Source organism: Wenyingzhuangia gracilariae, assembly GCF_056387575.1.
In genome coordinates this window covers 2071836-2094807 of record NZ_CM150748.1, presented here as the reverse complement: position 1 = coordinate 2094807, position 22972 = coordinate 2071836, and the positions used below count along the sequence as shown (strand labels likewise).

Below are 22972 nucleotides of genomic sequence, written 5' to 3'. Positions count from 1 at the left end.
TTTTTTTTAGAATTGTTGTCCAATGATAAAATGCGTTTGCCAACCAGATTTTTCTACGGCTCCAGGAACGTTGTCAAATCCATGTCCAAAGTCAATTCCTAGTAGTCCAAAAGCTGGCATAAAAATACGGATTCCAAAACCAGCAGATTTCTTAATGTCAAACGGGTTAAAGGTATCAAAATTACTGAAAGAATTACCAGCTTCTAAAAATCCAAGTGCATAAATTGATGCAGAAGGTTTTAAGGTAATAGGATAACGAACTTCCATAGAAAATTTGTCATAAACATTGTCTCCTGATGTTAAGTCTCCATTTGTTCCTGTGGCGAAACCAGATAGAGATGAGTTTTCATATCCTCTTAGTCCAATAACTTCTCTACCATCAAAACTGTTGGTGTTTAATCCGTCTCCTCCTACGTAATAACGTTCAAAAGGAATTTGTCCTTTTTTACTATTGTAGCTACCTAAATATCCGAATTGTACATTGGTCATTAATACAAATTTATCAATTAACGCAGTATACCACTTTGCTTTAAGGTTAATTTTATAATATTCTAACAATTCAAATCGTTCATTGTTACTCTTGTATTCTTTGTCAGAAAATAAAGAATAAGGAGGGGTGAATTTACCTTCTACAGTAAACGTAGATCCGTATCTAGGAAATATTAAACTTGGTCCAGCTGAGTTTCTTTGTAATGTTATGTTGTATGATAAGTTGTGAGAAACACCTTGGTTGTTGTCAAAATCTATAATAGAACCAAAGTTAAAATTATCTACTTTGTAACGACGGTAACTAATTGCGTTGGATAAAGTAAAATAGTCATCTGGCCATTTTAAGCGTTCACCTATTCCTACAGAAATACCAAAAATGTTTAATTCTTGACTCTTATCTACATCGTAAAAAGAATTACCATATCCGTATTGTTTTTGGTTGTAGATAGAGAATGTAAAAGATCTAGGTTTTTTACCTCCTAACCAAGGTTCTGTAAAAGAAATACTGTTAGAGGTATTAAATCTACTGGCTTGTAACCTTAGTGATAGTTGTTGACCATCACCTAAAGGAAGTGGCTTGTATTCTTCTTTGTTAAAAATATTACGAATAGAGAAATTGTTAAAAGATAATCCTAAGGTACCTATAAAAGATCCTCCACCATAACCACCTTGTAGTTCTATTTGGCTAGATCCTTTTTCTTCTAAACTATATTCTATAGCTACGGTTTTGTCTGCGTAGTTTGGTTTTAAGTCTGGAGTAATGTTTTCTGCATCAAAGAATCCCATTTGACCTAGTTCACGTATAGAACGGATAATGTTGTCTTTACTGTATAAATCTCCTGGACGAGTTCTTAATTCTCTAAAAATTACGTGGTCATTAGTTCTTTCGTTTCCTACTACAGAAACATGACTAATGGTTGCAGGGTCATCTTCGTGAATTCTGATTTCTACGGTAATAGAGTCGTTTTCCACTTTGGTTTCTACTAGGTTGATTTGTGAAAATAAGTAACCGTTGTTTTGGTACAATGTAGAAATATCTTCGGAGTCTGGAGTTCCGTCTCCTTTTACTCGTTCTTCAAGTGTTTTAGAGTCGTAAACGTCTCCTTTTTGAATTTTAAGTATTTTTTGTAAAAAGTCTGTTTGGTAAGTTTTGTTTCCTAGAAAAAGAATGTCTTTGTAGAAGTATTTAATTCCTTCTTCTAGTGTAATGTGAAGGTTTATAGTGTTTTTCTTTTCGTTCCAGCTAATGCTGTCCGATAGAATTCGAGCATCTCTAAATCCTTTACGCCTATATTTGTCAATTAAATTTTGTTTGTCTTCTTCAAAAGCATCTTCTACATATTTGGAGCGTTTCCAAAATCGACCCCAAAATTTACGTTTGGTATCTTTTAGTGCTTTACGTACATCTTTGTCTGTAAATTGTTTGTTACCTGTAATTACAATTTCTTTAATTTTTACCAAATCACCCTTGTCTATTCTAACAATAGCATCTCTTTGATTGGCATTGGAAGCGTTTGGTTTGGTGGTTATTTTAACAGAAGCTTTAAGGTAACCTTTGTCTACATAGTACTGCCTAATGTAGTTTTCTGTAGAGGTTATTAGGTTTTCTGTTAGCATTTTTCCTGTAGCCAATTCAGTGTCTTTTTGAAAAGTTTTTGCTTTAGATTTGCTAACTCCTAAAAAGGTGATTTTATTTATTTGAGGCAATTCTTTGATGGCAATTTCCAAATAAATAGTATTTCCATCAATTTTAGTAGCGTAGACTTCTACATTGCTAAATTTGTTAGATTTGTGTAGTTTTTTAATGGCACTCGTTAGTTTGTCTCCGGGTATTTTAATTTCTTGACCTGTTTTTAATCCAGAGTAAGAAATTACAGACTCTTCAGAAAATTCGTTAGTTCCTGTTACGGTAATACCTCCTAAAAGGTACCTTTTGGGACTTGATAAATCTGGTTGATTGTCTTGAGAGAATACTAGATTAGTGACGAATATAATAAGTGTAAAAAAGTAGCTTTTAAGTAGTTTGTTCATGTTCTCCTTCTAATTGTTCACTGGTTTTTCCAAACCTTCTTTCTCTGTTTTGATATGTATAAATAGCTTTGTACAAGTCCTCTCTTCTAAAATCAGGCCAAAGTATATTTGTAAAATATAATTCTGCGTAGGCCATTTGCCAAAGTAAGTAGTTACTTAACCTTTGTTCTCCACTTGTACGAATCATTAAATCTACATCGGGTAAATTATGTGTGTACAGGTTTTGTTGTACAATATGATCGTTTATATTATTAACCTCTAAGGTTCCTTCTTTAACTTGTTGAGCAATTTTTTTAATACACGTAGAAATTTCTTCTCTACTTCCGTAGCTTAAAGAAAAGGTAAGTGTAATTTTGGTATTGTTTTTTGTTACATTAATAACTTCATGTAAGGTTTCGTAAGCATTTTTAGGAAGGTCTGTTAGTCTACCAATAGCGTTTACTTTTACCCCATTTTTCATAAAATCTGGAACTTCTTTTTTTAATGATTTGGTTAGCAAAGTCATTAAAGCATCTACTTCTAGTTTGGGTCTATTCCAATTTTCTGTAGAAAAAGCATATAAGGTAATGGCTTCTGTACCTATTTCAGAGGCACCAATTACGGCTTCCCTAACGGCTGTTAAAGCATTTCTGTGACCAAAAATTCTTGCCATTCCTTGTTTTTTAGCCCATCTACCATTACCGTCCATAATAATAGCAATGTGCTTAGGAATTTTATTGTTTTTTATTTGTTCTAATAAACTCATTTAGAATCTAATTTGGTTTTTACTACCCTTAGGCCAGCCAAAAGTATAATAAATAGAGGCTCCAATATAATAATAAGCATCTAAAGTACTTTTATTTGTTGCAATATTATCTAAAGTGTCTGTAAAAGTAGCTCTTACTTTTGCTTCTACGGAGGCAGCAAGATTTTTTCCAATTCCATACTTATAACCTAATCCTATGGGCAAAGCTATTGTATACCTTGTTTGGTTTCCTACATAATATGCTAGTGAGGTTAGTTCAAAAATAAGATATGGGGTTTGTTTGTTGGTAGAATTGGTTCTGATTAAATTATAATCTGTAAAGTTAAAATCTATACCTGCCGAAACTTCAGCAATTTGAGTATAATCAAACTCCATTAAATTCACTGCAAAACGGTAAGCTATTCTAGGATTCATGTTTTTCTTTAGCACAAACCCAAAAGTTTTGTTAGATGCGTTTAGAGAAAATTTTTGATTTTTTTCGCCCATCACATTTGTAAGGTTATACGTAAATCCGGCTTCGTATACCTGTGAAAATCCGATGTGGTGGATAAATAGTAAAGGGAGTAAGTAAATTAACTTTCTCATAATTATGATAAGACTTGGCAAATATAGTTAATATAACTAAAAGAGAGGACGGATTATTGTTTGTTAGAAAATTTGTTTCTAGTATCCTGACCCCATAATAGCTTATCTCTTAGTGTGTTGATAAAGGTATGATCTTTTAGGGTAATTATTTTTGCAGAAAAATCGGCTTTGCTTACAATTAATTCTGTTTCTACATCAATGGCAGTTACTCTAGAGTCTAAGGAAGCTAAAAACTGATCTTCTCTTCGTAAAACTTTTAATTTAATAATGGTGTTGTCAGATATAACAATAGGTCTGGCATTTAAATTATGTGGTGCTACTGGAGTAATTAAAAAATTATTAGTGTTGGGCATAATTACGGGGCCTTGGCAACTCAAAGAATAACCTGTAGAACCTGTTGGGGTTGATATAATTAAACCATCTGCCCAATAGGTAGTTAGGTATTCATTATTTAAATACGCATCTACTCCAATCATTGAAGTTGTGTCTTTTTTAGCAATGGTTAAATCGTTTAAAGCAAACCCAAGTGTTGTAAATTCTTTTTTGTTTTCGTTACTTTTTACTTTTAGCATAACACGTTCATCAATAGTGTATTCGCTGTTTAAAAAAGCAGCAACGGCTTCTGGAATTTCGTTTTTTTGTACAGTTGCTAAAAAACCAAGTCTTCCTAAATTAATTCCTAGAATAGGAATGTTTAATCGGTAAATTAAATCAAAGGCTCTTAAAATGGTTCCGTCACCACCCAATGTAATCAATGCATCGTATGAGTTGTCTAACTGTGTAGTTTTGTCAAAAAGTTCAAGATTGTTTACAAAAGTTAGTCCAGTTTCTTGTACAGATTTGGCATAATCTTTATATATAGCAATAGAAGCTTTTGCTTTGTTTAGGGTGTTTATAAGTGTAGATAAATGTTTTTCGTGAGAATCTTTATACACTTGTCCAAATATGGCTACTTTTTTCATTTCAACTAGCTTTGATGTTGCGAATTTAAATGTTTAAATATTTAATAAAGTATTCTGAGCGTTTTTTTAGACTTTCTAGATAAGAATCTTCAGACAAATCATTTAAAATAGCATAATCATACCTTCTAAAAGATTGTATAAGTTCGTTAATGTTTATTGATTTTACTTTTAGGGTAATTTTTGTGGTTTCTTCATTCTGATCAAACAAAAAACAACCTAAAACAGTGTTGGAGTTAGATTCTACAATTTGACAGATTTCAGACATTGTGTATTCTTTGGTGTTTTTTTCTAGTAAAATAATGCTTCCTTCGGTGTTTAAAAAAGGAGTGTCTGCAAAACAGTCAAGTAAATCATTAATGTCTAAGTAACCTGTATAATCATTTTGATCATTTACTATAGGAAGCAAACTGGTATTGTTAACCGCAAAATTAGAAAATACTTCTAACAAAGTATCTGTGTTTTTAGCAAAGAAAAACTCATATAAATATTCTAGTTCCGATAATTTTTGAGAAGTATCATCAATGCACATTAAATCTTCCTTAGCTATATTTCCTATCAGTTTTTTTTGATGCGTAACAGGAATGTGAGAGTAATGAATATCATTAAAAACAGTAAGTATTTGCGCTACTGTTTGTTGATTGGTTACCGTTATTTTATCTGTAGAAATATAATCTGTTAGTTCCATAGCGTTCAAATTAATGAAATTTGTTAGTTGTTGTTCTATTTTTAAATATTTTTGCAATCATAAAAATACAGAATATGGCGGTATTAAGCGTAAATGTTAACAAAATTGCAACATTAAGAAATTCTAGAGGAGGTGATGTGCCAAATTTAGTAAAAGTTGCCAAAGATATAGAGGAGTTTGGAGCACAAGGAATTACCATTCATCCTAGACCCGATGAAAGACATATTCGCTATAAAGATGCGTTTGACTTAAAAAAAGCAGTAGCAACAGAGTTAAATATAGAAGGAAATCCGATTCCTAAATTTAAAAAACTAGTGTTAGATACCCTACCAGCTCAAGTAACTTTGGTGCCAGATGGTGATGATAATATTACGTCTGATGCTGGTTGGGATACCATTACACATCAATCTTTTTTAACAGATGTTATTGCCGAGTTTAAGGAAGCAGGAATAAGAACGTCTATTTTTATAGATACCGGAAACCCTGCTTTGATAGCAGCAGCAGCAAGCACAGGTGCTGATAGAGTAGAGTTGTATACCGAAAAATATGCGGTAGCATATGCAAAAGGAAATACAGGAGTAATTACTGAATATGCCGAAGCTGCTAAATTGGCCAAGCAATTAGGAATGGGAGTAAATGCTGGGCATGATTTAAGTTTGAAAAACATTAACTTTTTTGCTAAAAACATTCCAGAATTAGATGAAGTTTCTATAGGACATGCTTTAATATCAGAAGCTTTGTATTATGGTTTGCAAAATGTAGTAAGCATGTATTTGTATAAATTACAAGACGTTTTATAATGGAGTTGTTACATTCAAATATAGTAGGTACAGGTTTTCCGTTAATTATTCTTCACGGATATTTTGGGATGGGAGATAACTGGAAATCGCACGCAAATAAATTAGCCAAAGATTTTGAAGTTCATTTGGTAGATCAGCGTAATCACGGACGTAGTTTTCATTCTGAAGAGTTTAGTTATGAATTAATGGTGGAAGATTTGAAACACTATTTTGAAGTAAAAAATATTGAAAAAGCTATTGTTTTAGGACATTCTATGGGAGGAAAAACAGCCATGTTGTTTGCTGTGGAATATCCAGAGTTGGTAGAAAAATTGGTGGTGGCAGATATTGCTCCAAAATATTACGCACCGCATCATAATACTATTATAAATGCTTTAAACAGTGTAGATTTTTCTCAGTTAAAATTAAGATCAGAGGTAGATGATGTTTTAAAACAAACCATTCCAGAAGAAGGAGTTCGTCAATTTTTGCTTAAAAACGTGTACAGAAAAACCAAAACCGAAATGGCTTTTCGTTTTAATTTGGCTAGTTTAACAGAACACAATCCCGAAGTAGGGGAGGCATTGTCTTCTTTTACTACTTATGATGGAGAAACCTTATTTCTAAGAGGTCAAAAATCAAACTATATTTTAGATGATGATTTTGGATTGATAACGGCCCATTTTGAAAATGCAAAAATAGACACAGTATCAAATGCAGGACATTGGTTGCATGCCGAAAATCCATTGGAATTTTATAATAAGCTTATTGATTTTTTAAAATAAGAAGCAAAAGAATTAAAGCTATTGAGCAACAATTAATTATACCTTTTGTAGCTTAACAAAAAAAACGTATTTTTGCACCCAATTTTTTAGAGATTTTAAATAAAATAGTCACAATGAACATTACTAAAGAGAATATCGATGCATTAAATGCAATAGTTAAAGTTGATATTACAGCAGAAGATTATCAAGATAAAGTAACTTCTGTATTAAAAGATTACCGTAAAAAAGCGAACATACCTGGATTTAGACAAGGGCAAGTACCAATGGGATTGGTAAAAAAGCAATACGGAAAATCTGTAATGGTTGACGAGGTAAACAAATTATTACAAGAGTCTTTAAACAACTATTTGGTTGAAGAAAAATTAGACATTTTAGGGAATCCACTTCCAAAAATGGATGAAAACTTTAACTGGGATACAGAAAATTTTTCTTTTGAATTTGAATTAGGATTGGCACCAGAAATTAATGTAGACTTAGCTAAGGCAAAAGTTACAAAATACAATATTGTTGCAAACGATGATTTGATTAACAAAGAAGTTGAAAATTTACAGACTCGTTTAGGGAATAAAATAGATCAGGAAGAAGTTGCTGAGAATTCTACAATTGAAGGAGTTTTTAAAAATGAAGAAAAAGCAATTGAAACTAAAGCTACAGTAACTTTAGAAGATATTAAAGGAAAATTAAACGCAAAAAAGTTTATTGGTTCTAAAGTAGGAGATGTTTTAGAGTTAAAAACAAAAAACTTGTTTAACGAGAACACAAAATTAGCTCAGTCTTTAGGTTTAAAAGTAGATGAGGTAGAAGGGTTAGAAATTCCATTAACTTTTACAGTAGAAGCAATTAATTACACAGAAGCAGCAGAAATTAATCAAGAGTTTTTTGACAAAATTTTTGGAGAAGGAGTTGTGTCATCAGAAGATGAATTAAGAGCTAAAATAAAAGAAGATGCTGAAGGGCAATTTGCACAACAAGCAGATCAATATTTATTAAACGCGATTACAGAAAACTTAATAGAAAACACAACTTTTGATTTACCAAAAGAGTTTTTAATTAAGTGGTTAGGTACTGCAGGAGAAAAGCCTTTAACAGAAGAAGAAGCTGCTGCTGAGTACGAAAAATCTGAAAAAGGATTGCGTTACCAATTGATAGAAGGGAAGTTGATGGCAGATAATGATGTAAAAGTTGACTTTCAAGAATTAAAGGATTATGCTATTGGGTTTATCAAACAACAAATGGCTCAATACGGACAAAACAATCCTGAAGATAAAGAATTAGAAGATATTGCAATGCGTGTATTGCAAAATCAAGATGAGGCTAAAAGATTACAATCTCAATTAATTAGTTCTAAAATGTTAGATTTATTTAAAGAGAAAGTTTCTTTTAAAGAAAAAGAAGTTTCTTATGAAGAGTTTGTAAAAGAAGTTTACAAATAAGATTAAGTAAAGCATAAAAAAAGAGCGTTTTCTATTTATAGAAAACGCTCTTTTTTTATTTAAAAATACCGTTATGTTTGTTTTAGTCAAAAGCAAAATGCTCATCTAACTTATTTTCTACTAGTTTTTGAACCCTGTTAACATCAGCATCCTCTTTTATGTAAATGGTTAAATTTTCTTCAACTCTATTTCTGCTAACAGATTTTTGAATTTCTATAGTTTCAATACCACTTATTTTATCCAACAACTCTTTGCATTCTTTGTCGCACGACGTGTCGTTAATATATACTTTAATGGTTTGACTTTTAGGGCTGTTTCTTATTTCTGTTCTAAATGGTAGCATAATTTATGATTTTAGTTTATTCAACTCTTTCTAAATTAATAAAAAGGATTTAAAATATCAAGCAGTAAAATAAGAACACAGGTTTTAAAACTTATAATTCTATAGTTACAAAGACTCACTAAAGTGTTTGTTAATTACATTTGAAAATATTTCGGGTTTAAGAGGTTTGTTTAGAAACTCATGAACTTCTTTAAGTTTAGAGGCTCTAATTTTATCATCGGGGTTTACAGAGGTTGTTAGAATAATGATTTTTGGAATTGATTGAATACTTAACTCTTTTGTTTTTTCAATAAATTCCCATCCGTTAATAGCAGGCATATTTAAATCTAACAGAATTAAATCTGGCAAATCAGCTGTTTGTTTTAGATGTTCAATACCTTCTAATGCACTTCTTACGGTGGTAATTTCTTGTACTTTACCAGAGGTAGATATTATTTTTTTATGTATAAAATTTATCAATTCATCATCATCTACTAATAGAATTTTTTTTAGTTGTTTCATTTTCTTTTTTTAGGGTAAATAGAAATGTACTACCTTTTTTTGGGGTTGATATAACGGAAATTTTTCCATTGTGTTGTTCTACAATTTTAGCACATTGTGCTAAGCCTACTCCATCACCTTCATATACATCGGAATGGTGAAGTTTTTTAAAAATAAGAAAAATTTTGTTTAGATATTGTTTTTCAATACCAATACCATTGTCTTTTACATAAAACTCCCAATAATTTGAGTTTTCAGAGGCATAAATTTTAATTTTTGGAGTAGAATTAGGTGGTTGAAATTTAATAGCATTGTCTATTAAATTGGAAAACAAAATAGATAAGTTCTTTTTGTTACCATAAACAGTAGGTAGTTTTAAGAGTTTAATATCTATTTCTTTGGTGTTGCTAAGAATCTCTTTTTTTTGAATAATTTTTTTCAAAAGTATATTGCAATCAACTTTCTTTTTTTTGCGATTTGCATTTATTCTTCCGTAGTTTAAAAGCCCGTTGATTAAATTACTCATTTTCTCACAAGATTTTTTTATGGAAGAAATATAAAATGAGACTTCTTTATTTGCGTTTGTATTGTATTCCATTTCTAAAAAATCTACAAAAGAAGTGATTACTTTTAAAGGTTCTTGTAAATCGTGAGAGGATATGTATACAAATTGTTCTAGTTCTTTATTTTTAGATTCTAGTTTTGAAGTATACTCTTGTGTTTTTTGTTTGTATTTAAGCGTATTTCTTTTTATGCTACACAACAAAAGTGCAACAATCCATACCGATAAAGCAGACAAAATTCTATTGGTCATGGCAATTTCCGGAGAACTACCTGTGGGGGAGTATTTGTAGCCTAAGTAAATTAAAAAAGTAGCCAACAATGCTAAGTATAGCGTAATATTTTTGATGTTTATAAACCAGCCAAGAAATATTAGAGTTACATAAATAGTTCCAATTCCAATTCCAAGAGGAGTGTTTACATCAATTAAAAGGATGGTAACGGGAATGGCTATTAAATAGCCCATTAAAGCAGAGGTTCTAGATTTGTTAGAGGTAAGGTTTTTCCAACTTAAAAAGGAACACCCAATACCTAAAACCATAAAAGTAAAAGCAGTGTGTATGGCCATTTGGGTGTAATATCCCCAAGCGTATGTTTCTTCTATATTGATAAAATAACCTACAAAAGCAGTAAGCCCTAAACCAAATATTAAAGAGCTAATAAAAGAACTTAATTGTATGTGTTTGTTTGTATTTGTGTATAAAATACCAATAGATGTAAGGAAAAAACACAGTGCGGTATTAGGGGCCATTCTACCAGGTGTAGATGTTTTATGAGTTATGTAATGTTTCATAAATAACTCATCTATAAATAAGTGAATGTTAGCTATATATTCTAACAATGTAATAATACCTATTAAGCCAACAAAACCAATAATTAGATTTGCTCTTGTGTGTTGTTTAAAGTGTGCTAGTAAAAGACTAATTCCGCTCAGAAAAAATCCTAAAGCGGTGTTAAATTGCATGGGTACAAATGCAGCGTTTATTTGGATAATTTCTGGTTTGTTTAAAAACCAACCAACCAAAACAATAGCTCCAATAAGGGTGCTAATAAAACCGCAAGTAACAATTACTGGGGATTGTATATTGTTATATTTCAATGTAAAAATTATTTAATAAGGGGTAAATAAAGATACTGTTTATATCTTAAATTTAAGAAACTCCGTTAAAGGTTTTCTGTTAATTTTAGATATTTACATGCTTGTAAGCATGGTTTAAAACCTATTAATACTATTTTTATAAGCTCTAACACTTTTTAAGTAGTAAAGTATTTGTTTATGAAAGGCTCCAAAGCAATTTTATATATGGTTTTTAGCGTTGTAGCATTTTCGTTTATGAATGCTGTTGCAAAATATTTAAATGATTTTAGTGCTTATCAAATTGTGTTTTTTAGGTCTATAGGAACATTGTGTTTTGTAATTCCGCTAATCATAAAACAAAAAATACCAATTTTAGGAAATCAAAAAAAATGGTTACTCCTTAGGGGGCTTTCAGGTGTAATTTCTTTAACTTGTTTTTTTGAGTCTTTAAATTATTTATCATTAGGAACTGCGGTTTCGTTAAGGTATACATCACCAATTTTTGCAGCAATTTTTGCATTTCTTTTTTTAAAAGAAAAAATAAAACCTTTGCAGTGGCTTTTGTTTGTAATAGCGTTTGTTGGAGTTGTCATTATTAAAGGCTTTGGAGTAGATGTAAATTCTGTAGGTTTAATTTTAATTATGTTGTCAGCAATATTTTTAGGGATAATTTTTGTATTAATTCGTAAAATAGGAAACTCAGAAAATTCGTTAGTAATTATTAATTATTTTATGGCAATGGCATTTATTTTTGGAGGTGTAATGTCTATTGGTAGGTGGAAACAACCTAATTTAATAGAATGGATATTGCTATTAAGTTTAGGTGTGTTTGGTTATGTGGGGCAATTGTATTTAACAAAAGCATTTCAATCTTATGAAACAAACATTATTGCACCATTAAAATATTTAGAAGTTGTTTTTATGATTTTAATAGGAGCTTTTTGGTTTGGAGAAATATACAATGCTTGGACTCTTTTAGGAGTTTTGTTAATTATGTTTGGTTTGATTTACAATGTTTATCTAAAAAGAAAAAATAGTTGATTTTAAATCCAATGTTCTCTATCTAAGCTTCTGTATTGTATGGCTTCTGCAATGTGTTGAGGAGCTATGTTTTGTGAATTTTCCAAATCGGCTATGGTTCTACTTACCTTTAAAATTCTGTCATAAGCTCTAGCAGAAAGATTGAATGATTCCATTGCTTTTTTTAGAAGATTTTTAGTTTCGGCGTTTAATTTACAGTATTGTTTAATTTGTTTTACATCCATTTGTGCATTGTAGTGAATGTTTTTTTTGTCTTTGTATCGTTCTGTTTGAATGTTTCTAGCTTTTTGAACCCTTTCTTTTATTTTTTTGCTGGGCTCAGCAGGAATTTCATTGCTTAATTTTTCAAATGGAACAGGGTTTACTTCTATGTGTAAGTCAATTCTATCTAACAAAGGACCAGAAATTTTATTTAAATACTTTTTAACTTCTAAAGAGGAAGATTGTATTTTGTTATCATCATTAATAAAGTCTCCGCTGGGAGATGGATTCATGCTTGCCATAAGCATAAAACTACTAGGGTAGGTAATGGTAAATTTTGCTCTGGAAATAGTAACTTCTCTGTCTTCCAAAGGTTGTCTCATTACTTCTAAAACACTTCGTTTAAACTCAGGAAGTTCATCTAGAAATAATACTCCGTTATGGGCTAAAGAAATTTCTCCGGGTTGTGGGTATTGTCCACCTCCTACCAAAGCAACATCGGAAACTGTGTGGTGTGGTGATCTAAAGGGACGTTCTAAAATTAATCCTTCTTTGTTTTTGGTGTTTCCTGCTACGGAATGAATTTTAGTGGTTTCTATGGCTTCGTTTAAAGACATAGATGGAAGAATGCTAGGAAGTCTTTTGGCTAGCATAGTTTTACCAGATCCTGGTGGGCCTATTAGTAAAACATTGTGTCCGCCAGCAGCAGCAATTTCTAAAGCTCTTTTTACGGACTCTTGCCCTTTAACATCCATAAAGTCGTAGCTAAATTTGTTTTCAATTTCGTTTAAATACTTTTCGGTGTCAAATAGCAAAGGGGTAAATGTTTGCGTATTGTTTAAAAAATTAAGTACCTCATCTAAATTTTTTAAACCATAAACTTCAAAATCATCAATCAAAGCAGCTTCTTTAGCATTTTTTTCTGGCAAAACAATTCCCTTAAATCCTTGTTTTTTAGCTTCAATGGCAATGGGTAATACTCCTTTTATAGATTGTAAGCTTCCGTCTAAAGACAGTTCGCCCATTATAATGTATTCCTTTAGTTTTTGAGAATCTACTTGTTTTGAGGCTGCTAATATACCTACAGCTAAAGAAACATCGTAAGAGGTTCCTTCTTTACGCATATCTGCAGGAGCCATATTAATGGTTATTTTTTTACCAGGAAAATGTAGGTTGTTGTTTTTTAGAGCTGCATGAATTCTAAAATTACTTTCTTTTACAGCATTGTCGGGCAATCCAACCAAATGATATCCTATACCTTTATCTATATTTACTTCTATCGTAATAATAGTGGCATCAACTCCCAAAAAGGCAGCAGCGTATACTTTTTCTAACATAGCAAGTTAATTTCTTACTAAAGTTATCAAAATAAATAATATGATGTAGGTTGGGAATTATAGAAAACCTAATTCTTGTGCTTTTTTAGATAGTTCAACAAGATTTTTTACATCTAGTTTTTTCATTAAGTTAAAGCGGTGTGTTTCTATGGTTCGTTTACTCTTTCCTAATTTTTCAGCAATTTCTAAATTGGTAAAACCGTTCAAAATAAATTCTAAAATCTCCGATTCTTTTTTGGTTAATTTAGAAACGGCATTGCTAGTTTGTTGTATAGGGCTAATTCTAGCAGGGTTACTAGTTCCGTTAATTAAACTTTTTACAATAGCATCAGTAGTATCTCCACTAAAGTATTTTCCACCGTTATGTACACTTGTAATGGCTTTTACAAATTCATCTTTGTTTGTGTCTTTTAATAAATAGCCACTTGCACCTGCAGAGATTGCTTTTAAAATATACTCTTCAGAATCGTGCATAGAAAGAATTATTGATTTGGTTGCTGTACCAATTTCAGAAAGTTTGGCAACAGCTTCAATACCATTCATAATAGGCATTCTAACATCAATAATTAAAATATCTGGATTTAATTCTAGTGTTAAATCAACACCTTCTTGCCCATTTGTTCCCTCTCCAACAACCGTAAAATTTGGTTCACTTTCTAGTAAAGAACGCAATCCATTTCTTACAAGTAAGTGGTCATCAACCAGTAGAATGTTAATTTGATTCATTTAAATAATATAATATCAGATACTTAATAAAACTTTACGTAAAACTACAACGAAATTACGTAAATACACAAAAAAATCTACGTAATTTTTGATCGAATTAGCTATTATTTTGACAATAGAGTAAAATTTGTATGTTTTTTAACGAACTTTGCAGTATCAAATTTGTAAAAGTAAATAAGCTAAGCGTAAATAAATAATTATGAAATACCAGAAAGCTATAGAGTTAATAGATAAAGCAAATAAAAAAGATCCTAATACAGAAGTGTATAATGGGGAAACATTTGCAAAAGAATATATATATGGGGTAAGAATGACACAGAGATTGGAGAAGTTTATACCAGATGCTCCGGAGTCTTTAAAATTAGCCGCCAGATGCCAACACATTTGTAGATGGGAAATACCTAGAAAAGAGTATCCTATGGATAGAGTTGGTTATTTAAAATGGAGAAATGAGTTGAAAAAATTACATGCACAAAAAGCAGAAGAAATTTTAAGTTCTGTAGGGTATGATAACGATTTAATTGAGGAGGTAAAAATGATGTTGTTAAAAAAACAACTGAAAAAAAATGAATTAACACAAGCTATAGAAGATGTAATTTGTTTGGTTTTTTTAGAGTATTATTTTGATGAGTTTGCAAGTAAACACAGTGAAGAAAAAATAATAGATATTGTTCAAAAAACATGGGCTAAAATGTCTGAAAAAGGTCATAATGCAGCATTGCAATTGCCATTTTCATCAACAGGATTGGCATTGGTACAAAAAGCATTAGCATAAACTATGGGGTTGTTAGATACGTATTTATCGGATAGAGAACGATCAATTTTACAAAAAAGAAGATCTAAAATTTCAGGAGCCTTTTTTCTGTTGTTTGTGATTGTAATTGTATTGAGTTATGTCATACAAAATCAATTGTCCGAAGAAAATACGGTCTTAATGACCAAGGAAGATGTTAACAATTTAAAAATAAATTTAGCCTTAATTTCGGTTTTTGTTTTAGGGTATTTAGGTTGGATTTTGTTCAAGTTAATTAGGCCTACCTATATTAGTTATTTAGATTTAATTACAGATTTGTTAGCCATTAAAAACAATGTTCATAATACAGATAGGCCTTTGTCTTCTAGAGAAAACACTTTACTGCGTTTTAGAGAATTAAATTTTGCGGTGAACAATGCCGTGTTATATGCTACCATAACCGATGAGAATAGAATTGCTTATATCAGTAAAAAATTTGAAGAGTATTTAGGGCATAACGAAGATTTAACCTTTAGAAAGTTTGAAGAAGTTTTAACATACAAACACAATCAACATCATAAAATTCGTAAAATATTAAGCACCGCTACTGGAGAATTAGTAAACAAAGAACTTAGATTAACCAACCACAGAGGAGATGTGTTTTGGATAGAAATGTCTATTATTAATATGGACAATCTTAAAAATTCTAAGCGTAGGTTAATTGTGTGTCATGATATTACCAAACGTAAACACGCAGGTTTAGAAATGCAAAGAGTTAGTAGAAATAAATTTGTAGCAGAGGTACAGTCTCAAAAAGATTTGTCGCAACAAATTATGACAGCTCAGGAAGATGAACGTAAACGTATTGCGAAAGATATACACGATGGAATTGGGCAAATGTTAACGGCTTTGCGTTTTAGTATTGATGGAATTGATTTAACAAACCAAACAAAAGCAGAGGAAAGTTTATTGTCTTTAAAAGAGGTGTTTGGTCAATTAATTAAAGACGTTAGAGCGGTTACGTTTAGTTTAGCTCCGCCAGAATTAACAGATCATGGAGTTGCTTCTGCAATTCGAAAAATGAGCAATATGGTAGGCAACTTTACCGGGCATAAAGTGCTATATGAAAACGTATCGGAGTTTGATAAGAGGTTAGAAACTAATGTAGAGGTAAATATTTATAGAGTTGTGCAAGAGGCTGTAAACAATGCATTAAAATACTCGGAGTCTGAACACATATTAATAACTCTAGACCACACAGATTCTTATTTAAAAATTAAAGTAGAAGACAGAGGAGTAGGTTTTGATACAAAGAATGTTTCTAATACCGCAGAAGGAACAGGAAATGGATTAAGGTTTATGAAAGAGCGTGTTAACTATATTGGAGGAGAGTTAAGAATATCATCAGAAAAAAACAAAGGAACTACCGTTCATATTGTGGTGCCTATAGAAAAGTAAATATTGATTTGGTATGTTTTTTGGAAAACAAAACATACTAACCCATAAAATTTAATAGTATGAAAGGTAAAATTTTATCAATTATGTTGTTTGTAGGAACTATGGCATTTGCTCAACAACATGAAAAAGAATCTTATTTTGGAATAAAAGCTGGTTACAATTTGTCTTCTCTAAAAGCGGATAATGATGTAGATCATAGAAATGGATTTCATATTGGTGTTTATGGAGAGCACCCTATAACAGAAAATGTATCTTTTCAGCCTGAAATTATTTATTCACAATTAGGATTTAAAGATGGTGCAGCTAGTACGGTAAAAATGGATTATATTCAAGTTCCATTAATGTTTAAAGGTTATGTAGCAAAACCTTTGTATATAGAAGTTGGACCTCAGTTTGCAGTAAATATTAATAAAAAAGAAGAAACAGATTTGATTTTTGGTTCTACTACAGAAACTACAACTCCAAATACGTTTGATTTGGGAATTAATGGAGGAATTGGAATTGCAATTAATCCAGGAATTACTATTGGGGTAAGGTATTACCACGGATTAACTTCGGCTTACAAAAATACGGATGCTTTTAATACCATGTATCAAGCATTTGTAGGTATTAATCTTTAATTTTTTAGAAGTTAAAGTAGAAAATAAAAGCTCACTAAAACCATGTTTTAGTGAGCTTTTTAATAACGTGTGTTTGTATGGCTTATTCTTCTCCTTCTGGATTTTTAATAGCCTCAATAATTTTTGCTTCTAGTTCTTCTGCCAATTCAGGATTGTCTTTAATCAATCCTTTTACAGCATCTCTACCTTGTCCTAATTTGGTATCACCGTAGCTAAACCAAGAACCACTTTTTTTAATAATTCCATAGTTTACACCAATATCTAAAATTTCACCAACTTTAGAAATTCCTTCTCCATACATTATGTCAAATTCAGCTTGTTGGAATGGCGGAGCTACTTTGTTTTTTACAATTTTAACTTTGGTAGAGTTTCCTATTACAGTATCTCCATCTTTTAATTGTGTTCTTCTTCTAATATCTACACGAACAGAAGCGTAAAACTTTAAGGCATTTCCTCCTGTTGTTGTTTCAGGGTTTCCAAACATTACCCCAATTTTATCACGCAACTGGTTGATAAAAATAACCGTACAGTTTGTTTTGCTAATAGTTCCTGTTAATTTACGTAAAGCCTGAGACATTAAACGAGCGTGCAATCCCATTTTAGAATCTCCCATTTCTCCTTCAATTTCACTTTTAGGAGTTAAAGCAGCTACAGAGTCAATTACAATAATGTCAATAGCACCAGAGCGTATTAGGTTTTCTGCAATTTCTAAAGCTTGCTCTCCATGATCTGGTTGAGATATAATTAAATTGTCAATATCAACTCCTAAGTTTTCTGCATAAAAACGATCAAAAGCATGTTCTGCATCAATAAAAGCAGCAATTCCTCCCGCTTTTTGTGCTTCTGCAATGGCGTGAATAGTTAAAGTGGTTTTACCAGAAGATTCTGGCCCGTAAATTTCAATAATACGACCTTTAGGATATCCTCCAACACCTAAAGCTAAATCTAAACCTAAAGATCCAGAAGAAATTACTTCTACATCTTGTACAGCCATTTCTCCCATTTTCATTACAGCACCTTTACCATAAGTTTTGTCTAACTTGTCTAAAGTAAGTTGTAATGCTTTTAATTTAGCTTCTTTTTCGTTTGTCTCTTTTGCCATTATGAGTCCTTATTTTGTTATTATGATTGGTAGCTAAAATACGAATTTATCAACGTAAAAAAACGAAACAGAACTTTTTTAGCTTGCTTGGTTTTATTTTAAATAGATGGTTTGTTTTTACTAGTGTATAAAATCAATAGCCTTTGTTTTAAAGGGGGGTTGTGTGTTTTTTGTTCTTAAAATTATGTGCTGATAAAAATGAGTATACAAAAGATAAAAAAAACAAGTGCAGGTTGATTACACACATTCTTGTTGTTTGGATGCCTAAGATGATTGTCCTAAGTTTTGTATTTATTGTGGAATGGGTTTCTGTTAAATTTTAAGTAGATCATAAGAAGAATACTCTTTTAATTTTCTAAATGCATCGTTGTTGCATTTGTAGCTGTGTTTGTGTATTATTGCAACTTAGTTGTAATAAATATTTTTAATGATATTATCAAATCAAAAATCAGACAATGTAGGTGCTATAGCAAGTACTTTATGTCTAGTGCATTGTGTTGCCACACCTTTTATTTTTATGGTGCAAAGTTGTTCATTGGCATGTAGCCATGGAGTACCAACATGGTGGAAGTTTATAGATTATTTTTTTTTAGTTATTTCTTGTTTTGCTATTTATCGTAGTACACAAACAACCACAAGTATGTGGATGAAACCTGCTCTTTGGTTTAGTTGGACGGTGTTGTTTATGGTAATTGTAAATGAAAAATTAGTATGGTTCCCTTTAAACGAGAAAATAATATATATACCTGCAATAACATTAATAGGATTGCACCTATACAATAAAAAGTATTGCCAATGCAATGTAAATAAATGCTGCGCAAATGGATAATAAGAAAAATATGTAGTTTAGACTTAAATATTTTAAGAGCTATTGAAAAAACACATAATATATGTCAGCCATTAAAATAGGAATAATTACCATAAGTGATAGGGCAAGTGCAGGGATTTATGATGATATAAGCGGAAAAGCAATTATAGATACCTTACATGATTATTTAATATCTACTTGGGAAAAAGTATATAAAATTATTCCAGATGAGCAGGACGTGATTGAAAAATCCATAGTAGAAATGGTGGATAATCAAAATTGTTGTTTGGTTATTACCACAGGAGGTACGGGTCCCGCTAAGAGAGATGTAACTCCAGAAGCTACTGAGACTGTGTGTGATCGTATGATGCCTGGCTTTGGAGAGCTCATGAGAGCAGAATCTTTAAAACATGTACCTACGGCTATTCTTTCAAGACAAACAGCGGGACTTAGAGGGAATAGTTTAATAATTAATTTACCCGGAAAACCCAAGTCTATAAGAGAATGTTTAGATGCTGTGTTTCCTGCCATACCTTATTGTATAGATTTAATGGAAGGTCCTTATTTAGAGTGTAATCAAGAGGTGATAAAACCTTTTAGACCTAAGAAAAAATAAAAGAATGGAAGCTATTATTACTATTGTTGGTTTTTTAGGAGCTGGTAAAACCACATTGTTAAATTATTTAGTTAGTCATTCTTACAAAAAAGAATGGAATCCATTTATTATTCTCAATGATTATGAAAATGCATATATAGATGCTCAGCAGTTTTTAAAGCAGGTAGACATCAAACATATTAAAGCGTTAACAGGGAGTTGTATTTGTTGTAGTGGAATTAATGAATTAAGAGATTATGTCAATCGGATTCCAAAACGGCCTAATGGAATTACGTTTATAGAAGCCAACGGAACCTCTGATGCTTGTACTTTAATGGAGTTTTTAGGAGTGGGGTTAAACGAGCAGTTTTTGCCTCCCATACAAATATCTGTTGTAGATGTTAAAAACTGGCAAAAACGCGGAGAGCATAATGAGTTGGAAGCCAGTCAAGTTCAAGTATCGTCTTTAATAGTGTTAACTCATATTGATGAAATTTCTAAAAGTAGATTAGAGCTTGTTGTGGCTGATTTGAAGAGGTTAAATCCTTTGGCTCAAATTACTACTATGGATAAAATTGAGGTTGATTTTTTGCCAGAGCATGTACCTTCTAAAAACATTGCTCAAAAGTTAGAACATCAAAAAGCACATTGGGCCTCTTGTTCTGTAGATTTACCAAATTTGCCCAATGTAGATAGTATATATACTATTTGTAAAAAGCTACCCAAAAGCATACTTAGAATAAAAGGATGTACTATAATTGGGCAAGAAAAAGGATATACTTATTTTGAAAGAACCCCAAGTGGAGAGGTGTTTGTTAGGTCTTTTAATGGAGAACCTATTACAGGGGCCAAACTATTAACTATTGGACCTGGTAGTGAGCCTACATTACTTAAAACAATGATTCATCAAAGTTTGATGAACTAAAAATAGAAACTCCAATAGCATTTGCTATTGAAGTTTACTTTATGTTAAAAATGTCGGGATTACATTCCAAATTTTAATCCTATAAAAAAAGTTCTAGGTCTTTGTGGTCCATAAATGTAAGTTACATCTCTATCTACTCCTTGATCAAAATCACTTTGATAGCTGTTAAATATATTTTGAATTCCTCCTGATACTTCAAAATACGTATGTTGATGATCATCGATAAAAAACTGATAGGAACTTTTCCAGTTAAGTTCAAAAAAAGCAGGTGATTTTTCTAGCTTGTCATTGGGAATAAACCCAGCTAAATGTTGAACATACATAGGGCCTGTAAATACTCCCGATAAGTTATTTTGAAACTCTTTTACGGGAGCATACGTTGTTACAAAATTAGCGTAAATATTAGGGGTTTTATTAAATTTTGTGGTGGCCTCGTTTGGCTGATTTTCTGACCATGCTATTTTTTCATCAAAAAAAGCTCTTTGCAAGGTAGTACCCGTTTGGATTAACCATTTTTGATTTGGGGCATATTTTGCTTCTATATTTACTCCATATACTTTGGCTCCTGAAGAGTTGCTTCTAATCCATTCAAAAATACTAGAATCTGGAGTTGTTTCTGTTCCTTGTTCTAAAGCAAAAGCGTGGTTTAATTTGGTGTAAAAGAATTCGGTAACCAAAGAAAAATCTCCGTGGGTTAATTCTTTTGTAAAGTCTAGGGAGGTTAAAAAGCTATGCGATATTTCAGATTTTAATCCTTCTGCATTTCTAATTCTGCTAATTTCTCCAGCAGCTAATGTTGCATGTACATCTTCACCATAGATTTGTGGAGCTCTAAAGCCTTTGGCATAGCTGGTTCTCCATCTTAAATTTTTGTTTATGCTGTATAGAATATTTGCTCTAGGATTTAGGACTACAAATTCATCCGCTAAATTGTGAATATCTGCTCTAAGTCCTCCTAAAATTCTAAGTTTATGGTTAACAATCCATTCTTGTTGTGCATACATTCCAAGAATGTGAGTGGTTTGTAAAATAGGTTCAAAATCTGGGTTTTCTTTTCGATCATCAATATTGTTGTATTTGTATTCTATACCTCCTGTAAAAGTCCCTGTATTGTTTAAAAAATTGTTGAATTTATGAGCGTATTGCGTTCCGGTAACAAAGGTAATGTCTTTAGAGTTTCCAAAACCTTCAATACTTTCTTTAATGTTTGCATCTGTTTGTTCGTTACCAGCCATTCCTCCATAAAAGTTTTTGTTTTTGGAAACAGAGGTAGAAGCGTATGTAGAATAATTATCTTGTTTGTTAGGAGTTAAATATTCATAAGTCAATCCTCCAGAAACAACGGTAGACTCTATTTGTTCGGTCACGTCTGCCAAAAAAGGAAGAAGATTCAACTTGTTCCCTCCTCTACGGTACTCGTTATTTGCATTAAACTCAGCGGTTATTTTTTTTCTGTCGTTAGGTCTAGTAAAGGCTTTTAAACCAAAAGAAGTGTTTTCTAGACTGGTTATTTCAGAAAAACCATCGTTGTCGGCATCATAAGCATCTCTATTTCTTTTCATTCCAAAAAGTGCAATACCTGTGTTAAAATCTTCATTAATTACGGTTCCGTTAAACATTAAAGTTTTGTCTTCGGATGTTCCTCCAATCAAAGCCAAATTACTCCCAATATTAAAACTGTTTTCCGATGGATCTTTTGTGATGATGTTAATGGTTCCAGCAATGGCATTAGAACCGTACAAAGCAGAACCACCACCACGAACCACTTCTATTTGTTTAATAATGTTTGCTGGAATTTGATCCAATCCGTAAACACTATTTAAAGCGCTAAAAATAGGACGACTATCTATTAAAATTTGGGAATAAGAACCTCCAAAACCATTCATTTTTACTTCGGAGGTTCCACAATTCTGGCAATTGGTTTCCATTCGCAATCCTGGCTGAAAGTTCAAGCCTTCAGACAAACTTACAGCTTGTGTGGCTTCTAAAACTTTGGCATCGGTAACGGTTACAATTACCGGAGCTTTTTTGCGATTTAAATAACCTCTTGTGGCGGTAACAACCACTTTGTCTAAGCCCAAAATATCTTCTTTAAGTTCAAAGTTTATTGTTTTGTTGTTTTGATTTAATAATGATAATGAAACTTCCTGAGTTTTGTAACCGATAGCTTCTACTAAAACAACAGGATTTGTTTGTTTGGTTTTTAAAACATAAAACCCATCTATATTTGTGCTAGTGCTAGTTTCATTTTTAATAGAAATATTGGCAAGCACAGGTACTCCATTACAATTTACTTTTCCTTTAAGAATTGTTTGTTGTGCATTACAAACAAAGGTAAATAGCAAGAGTAGAAATGTTATTTTTTTCATTTTAGTTTTAGGGATAAAATAATTTATGTAAATCTATATAAATTTTTAGACTTGTCTAAAAATAATTTTAAAACAATGTGTTGTTAATTTTTCTATATTTG

Annotated in this window: 22 protein-coding genes; 10 read left to right on the top strand and 12 right to left on the bottom strand. The window is 31.5% G+C overall.

What is annotated here, in order from left to right; all coding sequences use genetic code 11:
• Window positions 1-6: 6 nt before the first annotated feature.
• The 5 genes from bamA to ACY2IJ_RS09155 are packed head-to-tail and all read right to left on the bottom strand — an operon-like array spanning window position 7 to window position 5497.
• Window positions 7-2520 carry an outer membrane protein assembly factor BamA gene (gene bamA / locus ACY2IJ_RS09175; RefSeq protein WP_476724063.1) on the bottom strand — a complete coding sequence of 838 codons (2514 nt, stop codon included), beginning with the start codon at window positions 2518-2520 and terminating at the stop codon, window positions 7-9.
• Window positions 2504-3265: an isoprenyl transferase gene (locus ACY2IJ_RS09170; protein WP_476724062.1), complete on the bottom strand. Its 762-nt coding sequence runs from the start codon at window positions 3263-3265 to the stop codon at window positions 2504-2506. Before ACY2IJ_RS09170 ends, bamA begins: the two co-directional genes overlap by 17 nt.
• Complete coding sequence (locus tag ACY2IJ_RS09165; RefSeq protein WP_476724061.1) at window positions 3266-3850, bottom strand: DUF6089 family protein; 585 nt, start codon at window positions 3848-3850, stop codon at window positions 3266-3268.
• A 53-nt stretch (window positions 3851-3903) separates the two neighbouring features.
• On the bottom strand, window positions 3904-4812 hold the full coding sequence (locus ACY2IJ_RS09160) for an NAD kinase (RefSeq protein WP_476724060.1): 909 nt from the start codon (window positions 4810-4812) through the stop codon (window positions 3904-3906).
• A gap of 25 nt (window positions 4813-4837) precedes the next feature.
• Entirely contained in the window at window positions 4838-5497 is a 660-nt protein-coding gene (locus ACY2IJ_RS09155) for a CBS domain-containing protein (RefSeq protein ID WP_476724059.1), read from the bottom strand.
• A 74-nt stretch (window positions 5498-5571) separates the two neighbouring features.
• Between ACY2IJ_RS09155 and ACY2IJ_RS09150 the strand changes: the two genes are divergently transcribed.
• The 3 genes from ACY2IJ_RS09150 (at window position 5572) to tig (ending at window position 8494) form a co-directional block, all read left to right on the top strand.
• Window positions 5572-6297, top strand: coding sequence for a pyridoxine 5'-phosphate synthase (locus ACY2IJ_RS09150; protein ID WP_476724058.1), 726 nt, complete (start codon window positions 5572-5574; stop codon window positions 6295-6297).
• On the top strand, window positions 6297-7061 hold the full coding sequence (locus tag ACY2IJ_RS09145; RefSeq protein ID WP_476724057.1) for an alpha/beta fold hydrolase: 765 nt from the start codon (window positions 6297-6299) through the stop codon (window positions 7059-7061). Before ACY2IJ_RS09150 ends, ACY2IJ_RS09145 begins: the two co-directional genes overlap by 1 nt.
• Window positions 7062-7174: 113 nt before the next feature.
• Entirely contained in the window at window positions 7175-8494 is a 1320-nt protein-coding gene (gene tig, locus ACY2IJ_RS09140; protein ID WP_476724056.1) for a trigger factor, read from the top strand.
• Between the two features lie 82 nt (window positions 8495-8576).
• Here the strand turns inward: tig and ACY2IJ_RS09135 are convergent, their stop codons facing one another.
• The 3 genes from ACY2IJ_RS09135 to ACY2IJ_RS09125 all read right to left on the bottom strand — a co-directional run bounded on the left by ACY2IJ_RS09135 (window position 8577) and on the right by ACY2IJ_RS09125 (window position 10977).
• A complete protein-coding gene (locus tag ACY2IJ_RS09135; protein ID WP_476724055.1) occupies window positions 8577-8837 on the bottom strand; it encodes a hypothetical protein in 261 nt (86 codons plus the stop codon).
• Between the two features lie 105 nt (window positions 8838-8942).
• Window positions 8943-9338 (bottom strand): response regulator, encoded by a 396-nt coding sequence (locus ACY2IJ_RS09130; protein ID WP_476724054.1) that lies wholly within the window; start codon window positions 9336-9338, stop codon window positions 8943-8945.
• On the bottom strand, window positions 9304-10977 hold the full coding sequence (locus ACY2IJ_RS09125; RefSeq protein WP_476724053.1) for a sensor histidine kinase: 1674 nt from the start codon (window positions 10975-10977) through the stop codon (window positions 9304-9306). Before ACY2IJ_RS09125 ends, ACY2IJ_RS09130 begins: the two co-directional genes overlap by 35 nt.
• Window positions 10978-11154: 177 nt before the next feature.
• Between ACY2IJ_RS09125 and ACY2IJ_RS09120 the strand changes: the two genes are divergently transcribed.
• Window positions 11155-11997 (top strand): DMT family transporter, encoded by an 843-nt coding sequence (locus tag ACY2IJ_RS09120; protein ID WP_476724052.1) that lies wholly within the window; start codon window positions 11155-11157, stop codon window positions 11995-11997.
• A gap of 2 nt (window positions 11998-11999) precedes the next feature.
• Here ACY2IJ_RS09120 and ACY2IJ_RS09115 read toward each other — a convergent pair whose 3' ends face one another.
• On the bottom strand, window positions 12000-13535 hold the full coding sequence (locus ACY2IJ_RS09115; RefSeq protein WP_476724051.1) for a YifB family Mg chelatase-like AAA ATPase: 1536 nt from the start codon (window positions 13533-13535) through the stop codon (window positions 12000-12002).
• Window positions 13536-13592: 57 nt separating this feature from the next.
• On the bottom strand, window positions 13593-14261 hold the full coding sequence (locus ACY2IJ_RS09110) for a response regulator (RefSeq protein WP_476724050.1): 669 nt from the start codon (window positions 14259-14261) through the stop codon (window positions 13593-13595).
• Between the two features lie 199 nt (window positions 14262-14460).
• Here ACY2IJ_RS09110 and ACY2IJ_RS09105 point away from each other — a divergent pair, with 199 nt between their 5' ends.
• From ACY2IJ_RS09105 to ACY2IJ_RS09095, 3 genes are read left to right on the top strand one after another with little or no spacing between them, the layout of a single operon-like run.
• Entirely contained in the window at window positions 14461-15036 is a 576-nt protein-coding gene (locus tag ACY2IJ_RS09105) for a DUF4202 domain-containing protein (protein ID WP_476724049.1), read from the top strand.
• A 3-nt stretch (window positions 15037-15039) separates the two neighbouring features.
• Window positions 15040-16452: a PAS domain-containing sensor histidine kinase gene (locus ACY2IJ_RS09100; RefSeq protein ID WP_476724048.1), complete on the top strand. Its 1413-nt coding sequence runs from the start codon at window positions 15040-15042 to the stop codon at window positions 16450-16452.
• Window positions 16453-16511: 59 nt separating this feature from the next.
• Window positions 16512-17072, top strand: coding sequence for a porin family protein (locus ACY2IJ_RS09095; protein WP_476724047.1), 561 nt, complete (start codon window positions 16512-16514; stop codon window positions 17070-17072).
• Window positions 17073-17154: 82 nt separating this feature from the next.
• On the opposite strand, the gene recA is transcribed toward ACY2IJ_RS09095, so the two are convergent.
• Window positions 17155-18174, bottom strand: a complete 1020-nt coding sequence (gene recA / locus ACY2IJ_RS09090) for a recombinase RecA (protein ID WP_476724046.1) — start codon at window positions 18172-18174, stop codon at window positions 17155-17157.
• A gap of 427 nt (window positions 18175-18601) precedes the next feature.
• Between recA and ACY2IJ_RS09085 the strand changes: the two genes are divergently transcribed.
• The 3 genes from ACY2IJ_RS09085 to ACY2IJ_RS09075 all read left to right on the top strand — a co-directional run bounded on the left by ACY2IJ_RS09085 (window position 18602) and on the right by ACY2IJ_RS09075 (window position 20502).
• On the top strand, window positions 18602-19003 hold the full coding sequence (locus tag ACY2IJ_RS09085) for a MerC domain-containing protein (RefSeq protein ID WP_476724045.1): 402 nt from the start codon (window positions 18602-18604) through the stop codon (window positions 19001-19003).
• Window positions 19004-19064: 61 nt separating this feature from the next.
• Window positions 19065-19598, top strand: coding sequence for a molybdopterin adenylyltransferase (mog, locus tag ACY2IJ_RS09080; protein WP_476724044.1), 534 nt, complete (start codon window positions 19065-19067; stop codon window positions 19596-19598).
• A 4-nt stretch (window positions 19599-19602) separates the two neighbouring features.
• A complete protein-coding gene (locus tag ACY2IJ_RS09075; RefSeq protein WP_476724043.1) occupies window positions 19603-20502 on the top strand; it encodes a GTP-binding protein in 900 nt (299 codons plus the stop codon).
• 59 nt (window positions 20503-20561) lie between these two features.
• Here the strand turns inward: ACY2IJ_RS09075 and ACY2IJ_RS09070 are convergent, their stop codons facing one another.
• Window positions 20562-22871: a TonB-dependent receptor gene (locus ACY2IJ_RS09070; RefSeq protein WP_476724042.1), complete on the bottom strand. Its 2310-nt coding sequence runs from the start codon at window positions 22869-22871 to the stop codon at window positions 20562-20564.
• Window positions 22872-22972: the final 101 nt, after the last annotated feature.